This is a genomic window from Chlorogloeopsis fritschii PCC 6912, assembly GCF_000317285.1.
GTDB lineage: Bacteria > Cyanobacteriota > Cyanobacteriia > Cyanobacteriales > Nostocaceae > Chlorogloeopsis > Chlorogloeopsis fritschii.
In genome coordinates this window covers 79,075-99,417 of record NZ_AJLN01000153.1, presented here as the reverse complement: position 1 = coordinate 99,417, position 20,343 = coordinate 79,075, and the positions used below count along the sequence as shown (strand labels likewise).

The following is a 20,343-nucleotide window of genomic DNA, read 5'->3' as shown; positions in this document are numbered from 1 at the left end:
AGGGAGTTGGAGAATTTCTTTCTGCCTCCTGCCTCCAGCATAGCTGCCTTCTTCTAACCACAGGTAAAAGTATATGAAAAAAGATTTCATGTTTACATCTGAATCTGTCACAGAAGGGCATCCTGATAAATTATGTGACCAAATCAGTGATGCGATCGTAGACAGATTTCTTCAGCAAGATCCCTATGCCAGAGTAATTACAGAATGTGCTGTAGCTACAGGAATTGTTTTTTTAGCAGCGAGATTTGAACCTAGTGCCAACGTAGATTTTACTAACGTAGCCAGACAAGTAATTGACAAAGTAGGCTACGAACATACTGAATTTAATGGTAGAACTTGTAGCATTTTGACGAGTCTTTCTGAATTACCACCAGAAAAAGAACTTGCTTTTGATGAAAGCAAATTATCTGATGAAGAAATAGAGAGAATTCCGGTTAAAAATCAAGCTACAGTCTTTGGCTTTGCCTGCAATCAAACAGATGTTCTGATGCCTTTACCGATTTGGTTGGCGCACAAATTAGCAAAGCGAATTAGTGAAGTTAGGCGCGAAAATATACTTTCTTATCTGACTCCTGATGGTAAAACTCAAGTGGGAGTTGAGTATAGAAATCGCCGCCCTTATAGAATTCATAGTCTTACAGTCATAGCAAGTCAAAATAAAGCAAAATACCCTGATTTAGAACAACTACGGCAGGATATTTATGAAACTGTAGTTAAACCTGTGTTTGAAAGCGAAGAAATTAAACCAGATGAACAAACTAGAATTTTTATCAATCCTGATGGACAATTTATTAGAGGTGGGCCTGCTTCTCACTCTGGTCTAACAGGTAGAAAAAATGCTATTGATACTTATGGTGAATATGCACAACATAGCGGTTCAGCCCTAAGTGGAAAAGATCCAATCAGGATAGATAGAGTTGGAGCTTATGCCGCCCGTTATGCGGCTAAAAACATTGTGGCAGCAGGCATAGCAGATGAATGTGAAGTGCAATTAAGTTATTCAATCGGTATCGCTAGACCTGTTAGTATTCAAGCAGAAACATTTGGTACAGGTAAAATTTCTGATGAAGAAATTACAAAATTGCTAGAAAAGCATTTTGATTTTCGTTTAGCGGGAATCATTAAGCAATTTAATCTCAGAAATCTACCTTCACTACAAAAAGGTGGATTTTACCGCAAATTAGCTGCTTATGGGCAGGTAGGCAGAGTAGATATGGATCTTCCTTGGGAGAAGACAGATAAAGTTGGTGTGTTTTGAGTGAGATACCCATCATTGAAGGGCGCACTAGCTCCGCAGTACAATATCTCACCAGAGCCAACAGCTTGGAGGCAAAGCCTCGAAACTTTCGTTACCAGGTTGAACCTGGTAACGATAAACGAGAACTAGAGCCTCGAAGGGTGCAGCGTATCTATCAGTAGTCAAACCCAATTATGTATCAAAAAATTAATTTATCAATATTTTTATAACGGGTTTTTTAAAAGAAATTTATATGGAAAAATATCTTTTTCAAATATCCATCACTTCTCCCTTGTCAGAGGAAGTTTATTTGAAAAGAGAAAACAAAAGTAAGAAGTTTATAAGAACAGATAAGACTTAGAAGGAGACAAGTTTCTCATAAATTTCTTATTTAGTTGCACTACTTTCTTAGATGGAGTATTGCTTTAAGCAATATTCTTAGTTGAGTATGTATCCTATCTTGATTGCTCAAAAAAATTACAACACCATCGTTTAGGAAGTGAGCAAAACCTAAACTCTTGTAAACAATTACATACAGGACACAAGCAATGAGCTATAGGTATATCAATAGTTTAGCATCCCCTGAAAATTTAAATAAGTTTTTGGAGTTAGTTGATTTAGCTGGTGGTGCGGGGAAAGATCCTAAAAATGTTTTTCAATTAGGTGACAAACTGAGTACTGGGCTTCAGATGCAACTATGTACTCAAGCTATTCAAAAAGACCCCGCTTCAGCGAAAATGTTAGAGGAACGATATGTTGGCCCACCCCATGATTTGAAGACTCTGTTGGCAATGCCGAAAGGCTCTTTGGGATGGACTTATGCCAGAGTTTTATCAGCAATCGGCTATGAGCCGTTTAATCTAACTGTTCCTACTCGTTTTGAAACAGACGGAGCCTATATTAACTTTAGGGTTTTTAAAACTCACGATATTCATCATGTCATGACTGGATATTCGCTGGATACTTTAGGAGAATTAGGTGTCATTTCAGTCTTTGTAGGACAGATCCGCTATCCTGCTTTTCTGTTTTTGGATCTCGTCTCTTTGTTACTAGGCTTTTTTACAAGTGACAAACTTTATGACGAAAACATGGAGGTAACTGATTTAAATACAACACTGGGGTATAAATTCCGATTAATTTCTGATGGTATTGAAATAGCGCAAGCAGCAAAACCTTTATTTCCCATAAAGTGGGAAGAAGGCTTTGAACGTCCTTTAGAGGAGTGGCGACAGGAGTTAAATGTTAAGCCCGTGATGGAAGGCCCTTACAGTTGGTATACTAATCCCAAAATCAAGGCTGCATTAGAGGCATAAAGCAAGTGTAAAATTCTCGTTGAGAAAGCCGAGCCGATTTGATTCATACTTGCGATCGCTCTTTTGATTCTAGGCTATGGAAAAAGAAGAATCTCCTTTAGGAAGCCCCGATATATCATCTCTTGCCGATTTGGGTGCCAGCTTTGAGGCAATCAAAAAAATGAGAATCGTGCCATTTAGTTTGAGTGCAGTGATTGGACTAGGAAGCACTATTTTCGCACCTTTGTTACCCCTATTCTTTATTACTATTCCTTTGGAGCAAATCTTCGATTTGGCAAAGAAAATACTATTTGGCAGTTAGGGAGTAAGGCGATCGCTTCACTTTTGTGCCGACAAGCGCGAACTCTATACCCGCATCCATAAAGCCCCAATTTAACGCCATGAATCTAACACAATTAATTTTGCTAGCGCTGAAGGTGAGTATCGTACTCGCTGTTTTCGCGCTTGGGCTGGGGGCAAGACTCAAAGATATAACCTATTTGTTTCGCCATCCCAGACAACTTGTGCGATCGCTCCTCTCCATGTACATCATTATGCCACTGGTAGTGGGGGCAATTGTAGCTGCCTTCAATCTGTATCCGGCTGTAGAAATCGCTCTGATCGCGCTATCGTTGTCTCCAATCCCGCCCATCTTACCGAAGAAGCAACTCAAGGCAGGCGGAGAAGAGGACTACACGTTTGGATTACTGGTGGCGATGTCGCTGCTGGCGATCGTGTTTGCTCCCCTCATGATTAAGCTACTCGATAGAGCCTTCGGCAGAACCGACAAAATTCCGCCCGTCGTCGTTGCTCAGATTGTTCTATCTACCGTTTTGGTGTGGCTGGCGATCGGTATCACAGTTCGATATCTGTTACCTGCATTTGCCCAACGGATTGCCAAGCCCATATCTGTGGTAGCATCTGTACTGATGCTTGTCAGTCTTTTGCCCATCTTGTTCACTGCAAGATCCGCGATCGCCTCTCTGATTGGCAATGGAACGATCATTGTGATTGTAGTTTTTGTCCTTATTGGGCTAGCAGCAGGTCATTTGCTGGGTGGGCCAAATCCCCATCACCGCACAGTTCTAGCACTATCTACCGCTACTCGACACCCTGGCGTTGCGATTGCGATCGCCCATACTAACTTTCCAGAGCAAAAGCTTGCCCTCGCTGCCATCCTGCTCTATTTGCTAATTAGCGGGGTTGTCACCATTCCGTACTTAAAAAGCCGTAAAAGTACCGTTGTGATTTAAATGACATATTCTACTAACTAATCACTCTGTAATCCCTGGTAAATTTTCTTGCCATTCTCGGAATAATTCGTCAGGAATACTACAGTAAAATTAATTCACTAAATCTTTTTAATATACTTAAAACCTGTTGAAGTTCATTTGTTTTTTCTATTGATAAAGCATCTGAACGAGCATATTTTGGCTTTTGTACCTGAACTAACTTGACAAAAACAAACTCTCTACCATTGACAAGCAACCCAAATGTTGGCTGTTCAATATTGGGAGTATCGAGCATATAAGAAAGTGCTTGAGGCAGTGCAGATATCACATCAAATTTAGTACTTTTAGATTCAATAACAAGTATCCATAGTCTTTTATTTATCACTAAAACATCAATACTACCTTTAACGATAACGCTTTCATCTACAGCCGAAATTTCAGTGGAAGTTTCTGTTTCAATCTCGAAAGTATGTTGATAAAAACCAGCTAAATCAAGCAGTGGAGACAGCACTACCATCTTCACTACTTCTTCTGACATAGAACGGCGTTTAGTTAAATTTAAATAATTGTTTTTTACTCGTTCTAAAGATGATTTTTCAATATCCGTTAGTAACGGTAAATTTTCTGTCCATTCTGGAAAAAAATCAGTATTGTTAACTAACTCCAACCCAAAATTTTCCTCCAGTTCGTAAAGACTGATATCCCACGCTTGGATTGTTTTGACCATGATTAATTGAGGGCTAAGGAGTACATCGGTATTATATAGCAGGGAACAGGGTTGAAAGCAGAAATGTAGAATGTTAATAAAGTTCCGATTATTCAATTTGCAGTTGTTGCGATCGCAGGCGATCGCTCTAAGTAATTCTCCTTGTTCTGACGACAAATTAGGATGTATTTGCATAATTGCATATCATCTCAACAATAAGCACTTGATGTTGTACACTCAGGTGCGTAGTTGTGTTGGACTACACTGATGAAGATCAATGAATCAGTGCTACTGCACGATCCAGAAACTGTGTGGATAGTAGAATCTGGAAGGCTGGCGTTGTTTGCAACTAAAGTCAAGGATGGTTCAGCCCAGAGTCAGCGCCGTTATTTGTTTAGTGTTAGTGCAGGTGAAGCTTTATTTGGTGCAGCATTAGCACCGGAAGCGATCGCAATCCAACAATGGGCATTTGTGGCGGTAGCAGTAGAACCGACACAATTATCTCAACTGCCGATGAGTGAGTTAGTCGAGCAAATTGCAGCAGGTAAACCGGAAGCAACTGCGCTATTAGAAAATTGGCTATATAACCTAGATCGAGTTCTTAACCAGCAGCAAACCAAACTAACGATGCCATTAAATCTCCTCCCCAGAGATTTTGAGGGCAATTTTTCGTTATCAACTGATGAGACACTACAACTATGCCAAAAAAAAGTTTTTTGGGTGAAATTACAACAAGGTAGTGTTCGCTGGCTGGGAATTGATGACTTAACTTTGAATTCAACCTCGCCAGCTTTTCCACTCACAACAGGTATGTGGTTGGAGGCAGAAAATTTGGCTAAAGGAGTCATCCTAGCAGGTGCAGAATTAGAACAGGCACAACTGCAAGCAGGTTTAGCGTGTTTACATACTTATTTCTTTGACTACTTCAATTTGTTAATCAATCAACAGGCAGAAGCAGAATATCTTAGATTTCAGGAACGAGAACAACGCAATCGCCAAGTAGTAGCAAGAGCGCTGGGAGAACTCGCGGCTGTATTACAACCCCAGCAAGAAGCTGTATTTTTTCAGGAAGGGCCAGCTCTTTTGGTGGCAATGGGAGCAATTGGACGGTTTTTAGGGATTGTAATTCATCCTCCAATTGTAGAAGATCTTGAAAGTGCGAAAGATCCTGTCGCTGCTATTGCCAGAGCATCACAAATACGTATTCGGCGTGTAACTTTAGCAGATAATTGGTGGCATAAAGAACATGGCCCTCTACTGGCTTTTACTGAGTGGGAAAAACGTCCAGTCGCTCTGCTGCCTGTTGGCGCTAAGGGTTATATACTATTTGACTCGGTAACACAAACTCGTATACCCTTGAACAAAGCTGTGGCTAAGACACTGTCACAGCAAGCTTACGTTCTTTATCGACCTTTACCCCAGGTTGTAAATAATGCTGTTGAGGTACTGCTGTTTGCAACTAGAGGTAGCAAAAAAGACATTATTAGTATTTTTCTGTTAGGAATTAGTGGCACCTTGCTGGGAATGATTGCACCACAGGCAACAGCGATTTTAGTAAATTACGCTATTCCTGAGAGCGATCGCACCTTGGTGTGGCAGATTGGGTTGGTGCTGTTGGTAGTGGCTTTTGCCCAGTTAGTATTTGGAATTGCTCAAAGTATTATTACTCTTAGAGTTGAAAGCCTGAGCGATAACGCCTTGCAACCTGCTATTTGGGATCGGGTGCTCAAATTAAGTCCAGCGTTTTTTCGTCAGTATGCGTCTGGAGATTTAGTCAATCGTGTCATGTCTGTGAGTCGGATTCAGCAAAAACTCAGCGGTGCTACTCAACGTACTTTATTAAGTGGGGTGTTTGCTTTACTCAACTTGGTGCTGATGTTTGTTTACAGTTGGCAACTTGCTTTGATAGGGGTAGGTTTAGGGTTGCTAGCCAGCTTCATCACCAGTATTTCTAGCTTTTTGTTAGTCAAGAAATCACGACAGTTACAGGAAATAGACGGCGCAATTTATGGGCTTACGATTCAACTGATTAACGGCGTGGCTAAACTGCGGGTAGCAATGGCGGAAGAAAGAGCATTTGCAGCTTGGGCGAAAAAGTACAGCCAAAGAATCAGGCTCAAGGCGAGTGGGCAAGAGATTAACGACTATGTTTCTGTTTTTAACGAAGCACTACCACTGGTGAGTTCAATTCTCTTGTTTGGTTTTGCGATGGTAAACAGACAGTCGAGTCTGACACTTGGCACATTTATTGCTTTTAACTATGCTTTAAGTATTTTTATCAAAGGAGTCACTGATCTCAGTAATACCATTACAGACATTTGGGGTATTGTTCCTGTGTGGGAACGAACACAACCAATTTTACGAACTCCTCTAGAAACTAGCAATCGCAAGGAAAACCCCGGACAATTAATCGGCCGCATTGTCTTAGATCGTGTCAGCTTTCGTTATTCTGAAGATGGGCCTTTAGTCCTCAAAGATGTCAGTCTATATGCAGATCCTGGAGAATTTATCGCTATAGTCGGGCCTTCCGGAAGTGGGAAATCAACAATATTTCGATTGTTGTTGGGGTTTGAAACGACCACAGCAGGAAGTATATTTTACGATGGTAAAGACTTAGTTAAATTGGATCTTCAGGCTTTACGCAGATCCTTGGGGGTAGTACTGCAAAATGGCAAGATTGGTTCAGGCTCAATCTTTGAGAACATCACCGCTGGAGCATTGGTAACGCTAGAGCAAGCCTGGGAAGCAGCCCGGATGGCAGGTTTGGCAGAAGACATTGAGCAAATGCCAATGGGTATGCACACTGTGATTAGTGAGGGAGGAAGTAATCTTTCTGGTGGGCAACGACAGCGCTTATTGATTGCGCGTGCCCTTGTCTGTCAACCGAGAGTTGTCCTCATGGATGAGGCAACCAGCGCTTTGGATAATCGCACCCAAGCAATTGTAACTGAAAGTTTGGAGCGGCTCAAAGTAACGCGAATCGCGATCGCCCATCGCCTCAGTACTATTCGTAATGCCGATCGCATCTATGTTATTGATGCTGGTTGTGTGGTACAAGTGGGAAATTTCTCTCAACTGATGGCTCAAGAAGGTTTGTTTGCTCGATTGGTTGCCCGACAATTGGAAGATTATCTGTAAAGGGTATTGGGGATTAGTGACTGGGGATCGGGTTCAAACCTCTCCCAGATCCCCGGCTTCTGTCGAGAAGTCGGGGATCTAATAATTTGGTTTTCTACTTAACTACTTAATAATCTACATCCATAACAGTAATATTACTGAAGCAAAACGATGTTTGAAGATATTAAAAATTTATTACGGATATTGCTAAACCGTTATATTGCCTCTACTACTAATTGCAATTAAATAAAATTAGAAGTATAAATAATTACGCTAAGTGATTTTCAAGCAAGAAAGTTTTTCTTAGCTGATTTGAGTAATGGGAGGTAGGCAAAGTGACACTTACTACCGATTTAGGCTGCCATGAGTTAAGCAACTCGCAATTAGTAGCAGCAGATATAGAAGAACAACTGCGTTTGTTAGAGTCAGCAGTTGTTCATGCTAACGATGCCATTGTGATTACAACAGCTAACAGGCTAGATGCACCATTCGACGCGCAAATAGTTTATGTTAACGAAGCTTTTACTCGGATGAGTGGGTATTGCGCCACTGAAGCGATCGGTAAAACACCACGACTATTACAGGGTAAATTAACCGATCGCACTCAACTCAACAAAATTCGCGTTGCTCTTCAAAGTAAATTACCAGTCACAGCAGAGTTAATCAATCACCACAAAAGCGGCTCTACATACTGGGTAGAGGTAAAAATTTTGCCGATCGCAGATTGCGAGGGCAAAGTCACTCATTTTGTTTCTGTGCAGCGAGATATTACTAAACGCAAACATACTGAAGAGGAACTGCAAAACAGCGAGAAAAAGTTTCTTGGGATTTTCAACGGCACATTTCAATTTATGGTGCTGCTAACACCAGAGGGAATTTTATTAGAAGCCAACAAAACAGCACTCGACTTTGGAGGATTGCAGCCACAAGAAGTGATCGGGCGTTTGTTTTGGGAAACACGTTGGTGGGCAACTTCTAGCAAAACCCAAAACCAATTAAAAGCAGCGATCGCGTTCGCTGTCAACAGTGAATTTGTACGTTACGAAGTTGATCTACTTGGTGCAGACGATACCGTCGCTAGCTTCGACTTTTCTTTGAGAGCGCTCAAAGATGACTCAGGCAAAGTGGTAATGCTACTCGCCGAAGGGCGAAATATCAATCAGCTTAAACAAGCACAAGCAAAACTAGAAAGGCGAGTGGAGGAATTAACACAAGCCTTACAACAAACATTACAAAAACACGATTGCGATCGCGCCGAAATTACCCTAAAAGAGAGTGAACGACGCTATCAAACTATCGCTGCTGTCTTACCAGTAGGTATTTTTAAAACGGATGCTTTCGGAAATTGTCTTTACGTTAACAAGCGTTGGTGTGAAATTACTGGGCTTACTCCTGAAGAAGCTATGAACCATGGTTGGGAGCGTGCCCTTCATCCTGACGATAGAGAGCGAATTGTTCAAGATTGGTACCAAGCCGCTGTCCACAATCTACCATTTTCCTGCGAGTATAGGTTTCAGCGTCCTGATGGTAGTATTAGTTGGGTTGTTGGTCAGTCGGTTGCAGAGCAAACAGACACAGGTGAAGTCATTGCTTATATTGGCACCATCACTGACATTAGCGATCGCAAACATACCGAAGCAGCTCTTAAACAGAGCGAGGAGCGTTTCCGCAACTTAATAGAAACCAGCAGCGATTTAATTTGGGAAGTTGATGAAAACGCTGCTTATACATACGTAAGTCCGAAAGTAAGTGACATATTAGGTTATCAACCCGAAGAAATCTTAGGCAAAGTACCCTTAGAGTTGATGCCTCCATACAAACGAGACAGTATTGCCGAACTTTTTTTTGAAATTGTTAGTAAACAAAAGCCATTTGAATGTCTTGAAAATATCAACATACATAAACATGGGTACCCAGTAGTTTTAGAAACGAATGGAGTTCCAATCTTCGATCGAGAAGGTAACTTCCGTGGTTATCGTGGCATTAGTCGAGACGTTACCGAACGCAATCAGGCACAGGCGGCATTACAGGAGACTCAACAACAGCTACAAGCGATTTTAGATAACTCTCCAGCAATTATTTATGTAATGGATAATCAAAACAGATTTTTACTTGTTAACCGTCAGTATGAACAGTTATTTCACACTACCAAAGCGGAGATTGTAGGTAAAAGTTTATATGATGTTTTTCCTGGTGAAGTTGCTAGTAAGTTTGCAGCAAACAATCATCATGTCTTCACTAGTGGGGAATATCTAGAAGTAGAAGAAGTTGCTCCTCAAACAGATGGAGAACATATTTATCTGTCTGTCAAATTTCCTTTAAAAGATATTAATGGTGTTCCCTATGCTATTTGTGGCATTTCCACAGATATTACCGATCGCAAACGTGCCGAAGAATCTTTAGTAAGTTTTCGCAAAGCCATAGAAAGTAGCAGTGATGCTATTGGCTTGATTGACATCGATGGTGAGGAAATTTACGTCAACCCGGCATTTGTCGAACTGTTTGAGTACACCTTAGCAGAATTGCAAGCTGCTGGAGGAATACTAGCTCTTTATCCGCATCAAGCAGAGTGTCAAAAAATCTTTGCAGCTGTAAACAGCGATCGTTCTTGGCGCGGTGAAGTCAAAATGAAAACTTGCAGAGGTAGAATTTTAGACATTTATCTTCGTGCTGATGCTATTAAAGATGCGACTGGTAAGATTATCGGTACAGTTAGCATCCATACTGATATTACTGAGCGCAAACAAGCAGAAGCAAGCCTACGTTTACGCGATCGCGTTATTGCTGCCAGTACTAACGGTATTGCGATCGCTGATGTCAGACTGCCACAGTTGCCAATTATCTACGTTAATTCTGCCTTTGAGAACATTACTGGTTACTCTATAGAAGAAATTATCGGTCAAAGCAGTTGCTTGATCCAAAGCGCAAATCTGAATCAAATAGCGGCGCAAGAAATCAATACAGCTATCAAACAAGCAAAAAATTGTACCGTAGTTTTACGTAGCTCCCGTAAAGATAGTAGTCTTTTTTGGAATGAATTAAGTATTTTTCCAGTGTTTGATGCTGATGGTACTTACACCCATTATGTCAGCATTCAAAACGATATTACCAATCGCAAGCAAGCAGAGGCAGCATTGTTATTATCACAGGCGCGATTGCAATACTTACTTTCCTCTACTCCAGCAATTATTTATACCTGCAAACCCGATGGTGATTACGGTATTACCTTTATTAGCGACAATATTACTGCCATGATGGGCTATAAAGCGTGGGAATTTATTGAAGATTCTAGCTTTTGGATCAATCATATTCATCCAGACGATGTAACACGGGTTTTATCAGAAGTGTCAAAAATATTTGACCAAGGAGAAAATAGTTATGAGTATCGTTTTTTACATAAAGATGGTAGCTATCGTTGGGTATACGACCAAGCCAAGCTAGTGTTGTGGGATGATGCAGGTAATCCAATAGAAATCGTCGGTTATCGAGCTGATATTACAAAACACAAACAGTTGGAAAAGGAACTAAGAACAGCATTAGAGAAAGAAAAAGAACTAAATGAACTCAAATCTCGCTTTATTACCATGACTTCCCATGAATTCCGTACCCCATTGAGTACTATTCTTTCCTCTTCAGAACTATTGGAACACTATCGCCACAAATGGACAGAAGAAAAACTGCTTTTACACATCCATCGCATTCAAACAGCTGTCAAACATATGACTGATATGTTAAATGATGTATTGGTAATTGGTAAGGTGGATGTAGGAAAATTAGAGTTTAGACCTGTACCTCTAGATTTAGTACAATACTGCCGCAACTTATTAGAAGAATTACAAGTTGATATCGCTCCCCAATGTGCGATCGCATTGAACTGTGATTACGAATTCATACCCTGCTGTATGGATGAAAAACTGCTAGGGTATATTCTTAGAAATCTACTCTTAAATGCCAAAAAATATTCTCCAAATAATAGTACTATCAAATTTGCTCTTACTTGTCAGGAAGGACAAGCTGTATTTGAAATACAAGATAGAGGAATTGGTATTCCACCAGGAGACTTACCTCATCTATTTGAATCTTTTCATCGTGCTGCTAATGTCGGCAACATTCAAGGTACAGGTTTGGGATTGGCAATAGTAAAAAAGTGCGTAGATATTCATAAGGGTGAAATTAAAGTGATTAGCGAACTTGAAGTAGGAACGACATTTATTGTAGCTTTGCCATTAAAGAATGTGTAATAGTTAGCAGGGGCGAGTTTTGTTGATAATTTTGCCGTTCAAACTGTTAATTTGTCTCCTCAAACCACCCATACAGCAATTAGTAGTTATATCCAAAATAAATTACCAATCAACTACTACCTACTAACCACTATCCACTATCCAATTCCTATTTTTAAATTATTACGGAGATTATGACTAAAATTCTAGTAATAGAAGATGAGCAAACAGTTCGTGAAAATATATTAGATTTGTTGGAAGCTGAAGATTTTGATACTGTCGGCGCTGCTGATGGTAAATTAGGAGTTAAGTTAGCTCACAGCGAAGCGCCTGATTTAATATTGTGTGACTTAATGATGCCAGAACTTGATGGCTTTGGTGTGCTTACAGCATTGCGTCAAGAACCGATAACTGCAACAATTCCATTTATTTTTATTACAGCGAAAGCAACAAAAACTGACTTTCGCCAAGGCATGGATCTAGGAGCTGATGACTATATCACCAAACCATTTACTCGTGCAGAATTATTAAGTGCTATTGATACTCGCTTGCAAAAACAAGCAATTTTGAAACAGCAATTTTCCACTAGCATCCAAGTAAATACTTCAAATTCAGAGATGCTAGTTGTAAAAAGTATTTTACGCAGGGCTATAGAACAAGCCCTATTCCGACAATTTTATATTGAATATCAACCACAAATAGATCTTAAAACAGGTCATATTTTTGGTGCAGAAGCTTTACTACGTTGGCAGAGTCCTGAATTAGGAATTGTTGCTACCTCAGAATTAATTTCTTTAGCAGAATCTACAGGTTTAATTATCCCTATTGGCGAGTGGGTATTGCAAAGTGTATGTGAACAAAATAAAGCTTGGCGTGATGCAGGTTATTCTCCACTCCGGATTGCTGTTAATTTGTCAGCCCGTCAATTTACTCATCCAGATTTGAGTCAAAAAATAGTGACATTTTTAACACAAAACAATTTGGAACCACACTATTTAGAACTAGAACTTACCGAAAGTTTGATTGTACAAGATATAAATATGGTAATTGCCACGATGAATGAATTGCGTTCCTTGGGAGTGACAATTGCTATTGATGATTTTGGTACTGGTCAATCTTCATTAATGTATCTCAAAAAACTACCAATTAATAAATTAAAAATTGACCGCTACTTTATTCACAATATTAATTGTGACTTACAGAAAGCAGCTATAACAACTGCATTGATTCAGATGGGACACAATCTTAATCTTCAGGTAATAGCTGAAGGTGTAGAAACTGAAGAAGAACTAGATTTTTTGCGTCAACATCGCTGTGATGCTATGCAAGGTTTTCTTTTCAGCCGACCGATTCCAGCAGTAGAATTTGAAAAGTTTTTGTCTGATGACCAGTATCAATCATTAAGACAAAGATAAGAGAATATTTTAAAAGTCCTGTTGTCAAGTGCGATCGCACCTCGTATTAACAGCATGATAATCGATAAGTTTGTGGAGTTTGTCCTGTCCATTGTTTGAAGGCACGGTGAAAGGCACTCGGTTCAGAGAACCCCAATACAAATGCGATATCGTGAATCGGAGTAGCTGGGTTTTTCAGAAATGCGACCAGAGGCAATCAGGTCTACTGCCAGGTTCAACTCTGGTAATGATGGTTGTAGTGGCTCTGCTTGATGGCTGTTTGGCAATTCCAAAAGAAAACCCACTATTGAAAGTGGGGCGCACTAAGTGAATGTATATTCAACTTAGAAGCTAAATATAAGATTTTTGTAATGAGAATATAAGAATAGCGATCGCTAATTTCTTTATCTCCATAGCCAAAGACAACAAAGATAGTGCCGCTTAAAGTGAATCAGTATTAGCTGTTGTTCAGTCCGCAAAAATACGTTGAAAGAAAGATATAATTTCAGACCAAGCAGAGGTAGCAGCAGCAGAATCGTAGCGATAACCGTCATCACGCATAAATGTATGCTCTGCTTCGTATGAGCAGACTTTATATGGTACGCCAGCCTGCTCAAGAGCTTGAATAATAATTTGACGGTCATTTGCCGGGATGTGAGGATCGAGAGTACCGAAGACAATAAGCATTTCGCCTTTAATTTCACTTACCCGTTGGATTGTATCGGCTACCCCTTTACCCAATTTGCCACTGGGAATGCCAGTTGGATAACAACAGACTGTTGCCTTCGTTTCACTTTGAAAAGCTGCCCTAAAAGCTAGATGCCCACCAATACAAAAACCGAGAGTACCGATTTTACCCGGAGCAACCGAAATCTCTGCTTTGAGAAACTCAATTGCAGCAATGCGATCGGCATCATAATCAGCAACTAAAGTGCGACGAGCATCATCATTGCCCCGCATTCTACCGAGATCGTCTGGTTCAATAACCATACCAATTGGTTCCATACGATGAAAAATTTCTGGGGCTGCTACAACATAGCCAAATCCAGCTAAGTAGTTTGCAAGACGAATCATTGGCTCGCCTAACTGATAAATATCGCTGTAGAATAAAATACCTGGATAAAGCCCTGCTGCTTTTGGGGCTGCCACATAAACACGCATTAAACTGTCATCCACTCTCAATTCGACATTGCGTTTAGTGATTTGCACTTTTTGTCTCCATATAATGATTGTAAATTCAAATCTTGTACCAGTTGTTTGATTGCAATTTTTGTAGGGTGGGCACTGCCTAATTTTCCTCAAACTCTTCTTTTTACATTATGGGCGGTGCCCACCTTACTTACGGTTATTGTAAAATTAACTTCTACACAAGTGCATGAGGATTTCGAGCAGCTTACTGCTATCTTTAATTATTTTACTTAATTCCAAATATTCAAGTCGTATTTGTACAATTTTATATATTTTTTATTTTAATCAGGCTTAATTGTTAACTGCATAAAAGCACATAAAGAGTGAAATTTTTCGGGAATTTCACTTTCAGCAAAAGGAGAAATATCCTGAAAACCTAGAGAGCGATAAAGAAGTTGTGCTTCTTTGACAAAAGGTGCAGCATCCAAACGAATTTTTGTATAACCTATTTGACAAGCTTCTTGAATAATCGCTTCTACTAAGCGCCGAGCTATACCTTTTCTACGAAATTCAGGTCTAACGTATACCCTTTTTATCTCTACTATTTCATCATTAACTTTTCGCAAGCCAACACATCCTGCTATTTTTCCATCGTATTCTCCCAACAATAGTCTTCCTTCTGGGGGAGCAAATTGATACAGCTTCGTCATATCTTGTTCTAAATATGAATTAACATCAAAACTGAAATTAAATTCACTGCTTGTCATCAAGTTAATCCAACTTAAATATTCAAAAAATAATTCCTGCACGTGAACTCTATGTAAATCTGGCTCTAGTTTTAAAATCTTCAACATTTTTATATCCTGGTTTACAATTTGATAATTAGATCAACCAATTTATACGTAAATTTTGCCCTATAATATCCCCGACTTTTTTAAAAAGTCAGAGATATGTGTTTTGATTGCTACTACTATAATTCCTTATGTTTAAAAGTCCATTACGCTATCCTGGTGGGAAACAGAAGGCGATTCCTCAGATTGCCCGCTATATACCTCCTACGTTTAAAGAGTTTCGTGAACCTTTTGTGGGTGGAGGTTCTGTCTTCTTTCATATCTTACAAAAATACCCCAAATTGCCTTGCTGGATTAACGATCTCAACCAAGAACTTTACTATTTTTGGACTCAGGTAAAAATTGATTTGCCTAAGCTAGTTGAGGAAGTTTGGAAAATCAAGCAACAGACAACAGATGGACGTGCTTTATTTAAATCTCTTGCAGTTGCAGATACTAGTACAATGACTCCATTGGAGCGGGCTGTGCGTTTCTTTGTTCTCAATCGAATTACTTTTAGTGGCACTATAGAGAGTGGTGGTTACTCTAGTGCTTCTTTCAAAAGTCGATTTACAAACTCTTCTATTGAACGACTAGCAGCTTTGAATGGTTGTTTTATTAATACTCGTATCACTAACTTTGACTACAGCGCCCTATTAAAAGAACCTGGAGATGATGTATTTATTTTTCTCGATCCACCTTATCTTAGTAAGAGTAAATCTAAACTCTATGGTAAAAAGGGCGATCTGCATACTTGCTTCGATCATGCCCGCTTTGCCAAGTTAATGTCAGAGTGTTCGCACAAATGGTTGATTACTTATGACAACTGTGAAGAGGTACGGCATAATTTTTCCTTTGCCTACATTTATGAATGGGAATTGCAATATGGCATGAATAACTACAAACAAAATCAAGCAGAAAAAGGTAAGGAATTGCTAATTGCTAATTATCCTATTAAATTATAAAAAAGGTACAATGTCGTCAGGGGTATCAGCACAGATGAAATAATTATTGTCTTACCGTTTAAGTAGGCATAAATCGTCAATTGCGATTTCGGCTTCAAATAGAATCAAATCTAAAGTTAAAATTCTACGATGGACAAGATTCCAGTTATTAATTTTTCTCTCTTTGCCGATAGTAATGTTAGAAATAGACAAACTGTAGTCAAGCAAATATATCAAGCTTGTCATGAAATCGGCTTTATGTACTTGCAAAATCATGGTATATCTCTAGACTTAATCAAGCAAGTATTTTCAAAAAGTAAAGCCTTTTTCAACTTATCATTGGAAATAAAACAGCAATTAGCTTGGAGTAATGAATTTAGCAATCAAGGTTATGTTGGAATTGAGAGAGAAAAACTTGATGCTAATAAACCAGGTGATTTGAAAGAGGCGTTTAATGTGGGACGAAAAGACGCGGCAACGCGGGGACGTGATGACGCGGAGAATTTTTTTGTGTCATGCCTAAGTTCTCCAGCAAAAGACTCTTGTATTCTCGCTTTTTATCAAGCTTGCACAGAATTAACTCATAGAATATTGCAAGCATTTGCTTTGGCTTTACAATTACCAGAAGATTTTTTTATAACTAGACATACCGAACAAAATCATACCCTGCGGCTGCTGCATTATCCTCCAGTGCAACAATTACCCCAACCAGGGCAAGTGCGTGCTGGCGAACACTCAGACTATGGCAGCATTACCTTACTGTTTCAAGACGAAATTGGAGGTTTGGAAATACAAACAACAGCTGGGCAGTGGATTGCTGCGCCAGCAATTCCCGATACTGTCATAGTTAATACTGGGGATTTAATGCAACGATGGACTAATCACGTATTTTGCTCAACTAAACATCGGGTAATAATTCCTAGCGATGAGAGAGTAAAACAGTCTCGGTATTCTGTGGCATTTTTCTGCCATCCTAACGATGATACGGAAATTGCTTGTCTTGAGAGTTGCCAAAAAGAACATACTCCTATTTATCCACCGATTCTGGCAGGAGAATATCTTTTGAGCCGTTTACGAGCAACTTACTAATTCATAATTTTAGATCCGCATCTAGTGATAGTTGATCCTATTTTGTCAGGTGATTGCTTAACTTCACCCACCATAATTACGTATTCTAATAATATAGTGATGCATACTCAAGTCATGAGCAGCCTTTTTGTGCATTTGCGAAGATTCTCGCTGACTGAACTTAAGGAGAGTAATCAAAAGTTTACCAGATTGACGACTACTTTTTGGGTCAATGTAGGAGATGAGCAAGATGAATCCACTGACATCAAAGATAATTTTCATAATTGGAATGATATTGTGGCTGCTCGTGAGAATCCCTTATCAAAAAGAGCAGAAAAAGAATACGATTGTGGATGATCGAAAAACCATTCAGGAAAAATTAGTTCGCCTTCTGTTATTGATTGGGATACTATTTCTCCCTTTGATTTATGTTCTATCTCCTTGGTTAAATTCTGTAAACTACCAACTACCAATCTGGGCTAATGTATTAGGTATTGCCGCTCTTATGCTCTCGCTTTGGTTGTTCTGGCGCAGCCATCATGACTTGGGCAAAAATTGGTCATCAACCCTGCAAATCAGGGAAGGACACACATTAACAACCAATGGCGTTTATCAAAACATTCGTCATCCGATGTATGCCTCTGTGCTGTTACTTTGCGTTGCCCAAGCATTATTGCTGCCAAATTGGATTGCAGGTTTATCTGGATTCATTGGTTTTAGTATTGCGTATGCAACACGAGTTAACCAGGAGGAACAGATGCTGCTTGACAGATTCGGTGATGAGTATGAAGCCTACAGGCAAAGTACAAAGCGATTAGTTCCCTATCTGTTCTAATGTATTACTTGTTGAGATGTAGTTGCAGGTTACACGGCATAATAATCCCAAATTTCTACAACAAGCCGTTACCCACAACGGAAAGACACTCTGCGTTTGTGCAGTGATTTGAACTTGACAAAATTTTGAGTAATAGTAAGCTTCTAGTGCGATCGCATCCCTTGAAGTTGATAAATTGACTGATGATTTCTTTTCCAAACCTTGAGACAAAGCGGCTTTGGCTTCGACAAGCTACTCAGGAAGATGCAGAGGCTGTGTTTGCCATATTCTCCGATTCAAATGTAACTCAGTTTCATGACCTTGATACTTTCAACCACCTCAATCAAGCAATAGGGGTGATTGAGCGACGGGCAAAGGGATTTGAAAGTGGGTGTGGAATACGCTGGGGAATTGCTCGTAAGTCAGACAACTATCTGATTGGTTCCTGTGGGTTTACGTGGGATAAACAAGCCAATGCTGCCGAAGTCGGTTATGAGCTTGCTAGTCAGTTTTGGAGACAAGGCATTATGAGTGAGGCTTTACGTGCCATTCTGAATTATGGGTTTGAGATTAGAGGAGTGCAATTTGTCATTGCACAAATCATGTTAGAAAATATGGCTTCTAGAAGGCTTTTGGAAAGTTTAGGTTTTCAGAGTCAGGGGATACTGATGGAGCGTGGTTTTTGGAAAGGAGAGCATCACGATTTAGAACAGTTCATGTTGATGAGAAACCAGTTAAGTTAGTAAATTAACTATGTTCAACACACTTACAATACGATGAAGTGAAGTGTAAATAATAATGCTAACTATTCAGCTAGAATCCGTTAACAACCTTCTCCAGTAGAGTGTCAGAAGAATGCACAGCCAACTTCATGACTTCATATCCGATCTGCTCCCCAATCACGGTATTAACTTTTCTGAACTTGAACCAAACTTAAAGAACAACAGATCGGCAAAGTTTCTGATGCAGTCTTATAAGCTCCGCGCCGATCTGATTGGAAAAAGGCACAGGGCAGTAGATGCGTAGCGGTGAGCAGCGCTTTGTAGCATCTGCTGTTGGCAATGCCCTTCTAATAGACACCGAAGGCGGTATATCCTTTAGTAGCAATCATTCGTTATTGGTGTATGCAGTTCATAAAGACTACTTAAATATATGTAAAAAAGACTCGACAAGAGTGACCAAAAGAGTAAATGATTGTTAACAAACTGTTTACATATTGTTATAAAAAAATCTATAGAAATAATTTTTTCAATTAAAAGAGCACACTAATGATATTATAAATTCTGTTGGCTATGCATTAATTGACCCAATGCAGTAGAGAAGCGAAAAACCAGTGTCATGTTCAAATGGAAAGTTCTATAAGGGTTTGGAACCAGAATTTTCTTAGTTTGTAGCTGGTTTTTAGTGCTAAAAATTTTGAAATCCAACACCAAATTCATAAAAGTGTTTTGTCACTTGAACTCGATATTGTTTAGGCATTTCATATATCGAGTACGCCAAGTATTGCAGTTATTTTGTACTTGGTGAGGCTTTGCCTGTCTTTAAATCTAATTTAGACTACTGCATCTTCTTGATAGTGATAGAAGTTGAAAATTTGGGGTGCCTATTTCATGCAATGGAGAAACAACTTTAGAGGTTATTAAATGATGATTAACAAATTAGCAAAATTCAAATTAGTAGCTACAGTATTAGCCATAACAGGTTTTTTAGCCCCACAATCTGCTTTAGGTCTAGGCAGATTTTCTGGTCGTGCGATTAATCAACAAGATTATCTGCTCTTTGGTATTGATACCTCTATTCCTTTGTGCCACGGAAAATTTTATGACGCAATCCCAAACTCAGTTTATGTTAATCGTCTCGGACTAAATCCAGAAGATGAAACAGTGATTCTATTTAATCCAGGGAATTTGAAAGTTTCTTTAGTATATGAAACAGAAAATCCAACATTATTTGAAATACTTAATGCAAAACAAAGTAGCTTTACTGGTAAGTTTGTCGAAAAAGCAGTTAAATATGAAGCTAGGTTAGAAGATGATACAGATCCCACAAATATCACTTATATTAATTTTGCATTTTATGCGCCATATGTTCATCCCTTTGCGAATCTAAATTCTCTGTCTGCTATCAATAAATCAAATTTAACTCCATTTTTAGATGAAAATGGTCAAGTTAGCCTTCCACAAGAAATAAGCAATTTGCAGGGTGAGTTACCATTAGATAAAACGGATAGTTTATTTAGTGTCTTTTCCTTTACTCCCGAATCTAATGATGAAACCAAACCTAAAAGAAAAACCCTCGTGATCTGCCGATCGCAACCGGGCAAGAAAAATCGTTAGACAGAAGCAGAGTAACATGAAATAA

General features: G+C 39.4%; 20 protein-coding genes. 15 read left to right on the top strand and 5 right to left on the bottom strand.

Going from position 1 to position 20,343, the window contains the following annotated elements; genetic code table 11:
- Nucleotides 1–73 precede the first annotated feature (73 nt).
- From metK to UYC_RS0134545, 5 genes are all read left to right on the top strand, one after another.
- On the top strand, nt 74–1,258 hold the full coding sequence (gene metK, locus UYC_RS0134565; protein ID WP_016876166.1) for a methionine adenosyltransferase: 1,185 nt from the start codon (nt 74–76) through the stop codon (nt 1,256–1,258).
- Nucleotides 1,255–1,419 (top strand): hypothetical protein, encoded by a 165-nt coding sequence (locus tag UYC_RS39255; protein WP_016876165.1) that lies wholly within the window; start codon nt 1,255–1,257, stop codon nt 1,417–1,419. Before metK ends, UYC_RS39255 begins: the two co-directional genes overlap by 4 nt.
- Nucleotides 1,420–1,785: 366 nt before the next feature.
- Nucleotides 1,786–2,550 carry a Coq4 family protein gene (locus UYC_RS0134555; protein WP_016876164.1) on the top strand — a complete coding sequence of 255 codons (765 nt, stop codon included), beginning with the start codon at nt 1,786–1,788 and terminating at the stop codon, nt 2,548–2,550.
- Between the two features lie 76 nt (nt 2,551–2,626).
- Entirely contained in the window at nt 2,627–2,851 is a 225-nt protein-coding gene (locus UYC_RS0134550; RefSeq protein ID WP_016876163.1) for a hypothetical protein, read from the top strand.
- A gap of 79 nt (nt 2,852–2,930) precedes the next feature.
- Entirely contained in the window at nt 2,931–3,782 is an 852-nt protein-coding gene (locus tag UYC_RS0134545) for a bile acid:sodium symporter family protein (protein WP_071588458.1), read from the top strand.
- A 79-nt stretch (nt 3,783–3,861) separates the two neighbouring features.
- On the opposite strand, the gene UYC_RS35980 is transcribed toward UYC_RS0134545, so the two are convergent.
- Nucleotides 3,862–4,488: a type I restriction endonuclease gene (locus UYC_RS35980; protein WP_026087563.1), complete on the bottom strand. Its 627-nt coding sequence runs from the start codon at nt 4,486–4,488 to the stop codon at nt 3,862–3,864.
- 70 nt (nt 4,489–4,558) lie between these two features.
- On the opposite strand from UYC_RS35980, the gene UYC_RS39250 reads away from it, so the two are divergent.
- The 4 genes from UYC_RS39250 to UYC_RS0134525 all read left to right on the top strand — a co-directional run bounded on the left by UYC_RS39250 (nt 4,559) and on the right by UYC_RS0134525 (nt 13,219).
- Complete coding sequence (locus UYC_RS39250; protein ID WP_200862415.1) at nt 4,559–4,735, top strand: hypothetical protein; 177 nt, start codon at nt 4,559–4,561, stop codon at nt 4,733–4,735.
- The gene (locus tag UYC_RS0134535) at nt 4,735–7,605 is read left to right on the top strand and encodes an NHLP bacteriocin export ABC transporter permease/ATPase subunit (protein WP_016876160.1); all 2,871 of its coding nucleotides are present in this window, start codon (nt 4,735–4,737) and stop codon (nt 7,603–7,605) included. Before UYC_RS39250 ends, UYC_RS0134535 begins: the two co-directional genes overlap by 1 nt.
- 314 nt (nt 7,606–7,919) lie before the next feature.
- On the top strand, nt 7,920–11,825 hold the full coding sequence (locus tag UYC_RS0134530; protein ID WP_016876159.1) for a PAS domain-containing sensor histidine kinase: 3,906 nt from the start codon (nt 7,920–7,922) through the stop codon (nt 11,823–11,825).
- Nucleotides 11,826–11,998: 173 nt separating this feature from the next.
- A complete protein-coding gene (locus UYC_RS0134525) occupies nt 11,999–13,219 on the top strand; it encodes an EAL domain-containing response regulator (RefSeq protein ID WP_016876158.1) in 1,221 nt (406 codons plus the stop codon).
- Nucleotides 13,220–13,265: 46 nt separating this feature from the next.
- Here UYC_RS0134525 and UYC_RS37030 read toward each other — a convergent pair whose 3' ends face one another.
- From UYC_RS37030 to UYC_RS0134510, 4 genes are all read right to left on the bottom strand, one after another.
- Nucleotides 13,266–13,355, bottom strand: a complete 90-nt coding sequence (locus UYC_RS37030) for a helix-turn-helix domain-containing protein (protein ID WP_235082993.1) — start codon at nt 13,353–13,355, stop codon at nt 13,266–13,268.
- Nucleotides 13,342–13,503, bottom strand: coding sequence for a hypothetical protein (locus tag UYC_RS39245; protein WP_016876157.1), 162 nt, complete (start codon nt 13,501–13,503; stop codon nt 13,342–13,344). The genes UYC_RS37030 and UYC_RS39245 overlap by 14 nt, the downstream gene beginning before the upstream one ends.
- A 163-nt stretch (nt 13,504–13,666) precedes the next feature.
- Nucleotides 13,667–14,407, bottom strand: a complete 741-nt coding sequence (locus UYC_RS0134515; RefSeq protein WP_016876156.1) for a dienelactone hydrolase family protein — start codon at nt 14,405–14,407, stop codon at nt 13,667–13,669.
- A gap of 260 nt (nt 14,408–14,667) precedes the next feature.
- Nucleotides 14,668–15,180: a GNAT family N-acetyltransferase gene (locus UYC_RS0134510; RefSeq protein ID WP_016876155.1), complete on the bottom strand. Its 513-nt coding sequence runs from the start codon at nt 15,178–15,180 to the stop codon at nt 14,668–14,670.
- Between the two features lie 128 nt (nt 15,181–15,308).
- Between UYC_RS0134510 and UYC_RS0134505 the strand changes: the two genes are divergently transcribed.
- The 6 genes from UYC_RS0134505 (at nt 15,309) to UYC_RS0134475 (ending at nt 20,318) form a co-directional block, all read left to right on the top strand.
- Nucleotides 15,309–16,121 carry a DNA adenine methylase gene (locus UYC_RS0134505; protein WP_016876154.1) on the top strand — a complete coding sequence of 271 codons (813 nt, stop codon included), beginning with the start codon at nt 15,309–15,311 and terminating at the stop codon, nt 16,119–16,121.
- Between the two features lie 129 nt (nt 16,122–16,250).
- Nucleotides 16,251–17,189, top strand: coding sequence for an isopenicillin N synthase family dioxygenase (locus tag UYC_RS0134500; protein WP_016876153.1), 939 nt, complete (start codon nt 16,251–16,253; stop codon nt 17,187–17,189).
- A 99-nt stretch (nt 17,190–17,288) separates the two neighbouring features.
- A complete protein-coding gene (locus UYC_RS35975) occupies nt 17,289–17,525 on the top strand; it encodes a hypothetical protein (protein ID WP_100227222.1) in 237 nt (78 codons plus the stop codon).
- Nucleotides 17,410–18,003, top strand: coding sequence for a protein-S-isoprenylcysteine O-methyltransferase (locus UYC_RS0134495; protein ID WP_026087562.1), 594 nt, complete (start codon nt 17,410–17,412; stop codon nt 18,001–18,003). Before UYC_RS35975 ends, UYC_RS0134495 begins: the two co-directional genes overlap by 116 nt.
- 182 nt (nt 18,004–18,185) lie before the next feature.
- Nucleotides 18,186–18,725: a GNAT family N-acetyltransferase gene (locus UYC_RS0134490; protein WP_016876150.1), complete on the top strand. Its 540-nt coding sequence runs from the start codon at nt 18,186–18,188 to the stop codon at nt 18,723–18,725.
- Nucleotides 18,726–19,625: 900 nt separating this feature from the next.
- On the top strand, nt 19,626–20,318 hold the full coding sequence (locus tag UYC_RS0134475) for a hypothetical protein (RefSeq protein WP_016876149.1): 693 nt from the start codon (nt 19,626–19,628) through the stop codon (nt 20,316–20,318).
- Nucleotides 20,319–20,343: the final 25 nt, after the last annotated feature.

Coding starts and splice junctions, on each gene's coding strand:
- metK (WP_016876166.1), top strand. CDS start 74: ATGAAAAAAGATTTCATGTTTACATCTGAATCTGTCACAGAAGGGCAT.
- UYC_RS0134555 (WP_016876164.1), top strand. CDS start 1,786: ATGAGCTATAGGTATATCAATAGTTTAGCATCCCCTGAAAATTTAAAT.
- UYC_RS0134550 (WP_016876163.1), top strand. CDS start 2,627: ATGGAAAAAGAAGAATCTCCTTTAGGAAGCCCCGATATATCATCTCTT.
- UYC_RS0134545 (WP_071588458.1), top strand. CDS start 2,931: ATGAATCTAACACAATTAATTTTGCTAGCGCTGAAGGTGAGTATCGTA.
- UYC_RS35980 (WP_026087563.1), bottom strand. CDS start 4,488: ATGGTCAAAACAATCCAAGCGTGGGATATCAGTCTTTACGAACTGGAG.
- UYC_RS39250 (WP_200862415.1), top strand. CDS start 4,559: ATGTTAATAAAGTTCCGATTATTCAATTTGCAGTTGTTGCGATCGCAG.
- UYC_RS0134535 (WP_016876160.1), top strand. CDS start 4,735: ATGAAGATCAATGAATCAGTGCTACTGCACGATCCAGAAACTGTGTGG.
- UYC_RS0134525 (WP_016876158.1), top strand. CDS start 11,999: ATGACTAAAATTCTAGTAATAGAAGATGAGCAAACAGTTCGTGAAAAT.
- UYC_RS0134510 (WP_016876155.1), bottom strand. CDS start 15,180: ATGTTGAAGATTTTAAAACTAGAGCCAGATTTACATAGAGTTCACGTG.
- UYC_RS0134505 (WP_016876154.1), top strand. CDS start 15,309: ATGTTTAAAAGTCCATTACGCTATCCTGGTGGGAAACAGAAGGCGATT.
- UYC_RS0134500 (WP_016876153.1), top strand. CDS start 16,251: ATGGACAAGATTCCAGTTATTAATTTTTCTCTCTTTGCCGATAGTAAT.
- UYC_RS35975 (WP_100227222.1), top strand. CDS start 17,289: ATGCATACTCAAGTCATGAGCAGCCTTTTTGTGCATTTGCGAAGATTC.
- UYC_RS0134495 (WP_026087562.1), top strand. CDS start 17,410: ATGAGCAAGATGAATCCACTGACATCAAAGATAATTTTCATAATTGGA.
- UYC_RS0134490 (WP_016876150.1), top strand. CDS start 18,186: ATGATTTCTTTTCCAAACCTTGAGACAAAGCGGCTTTGGCTTCGACAA.
- UYC_RS0134475 (WP_016876149.1), top strand. CDS start 19,626: ATGATGATTAACAAATTAGCAAAATTCAAATTAGTAGCTACAGTATTA.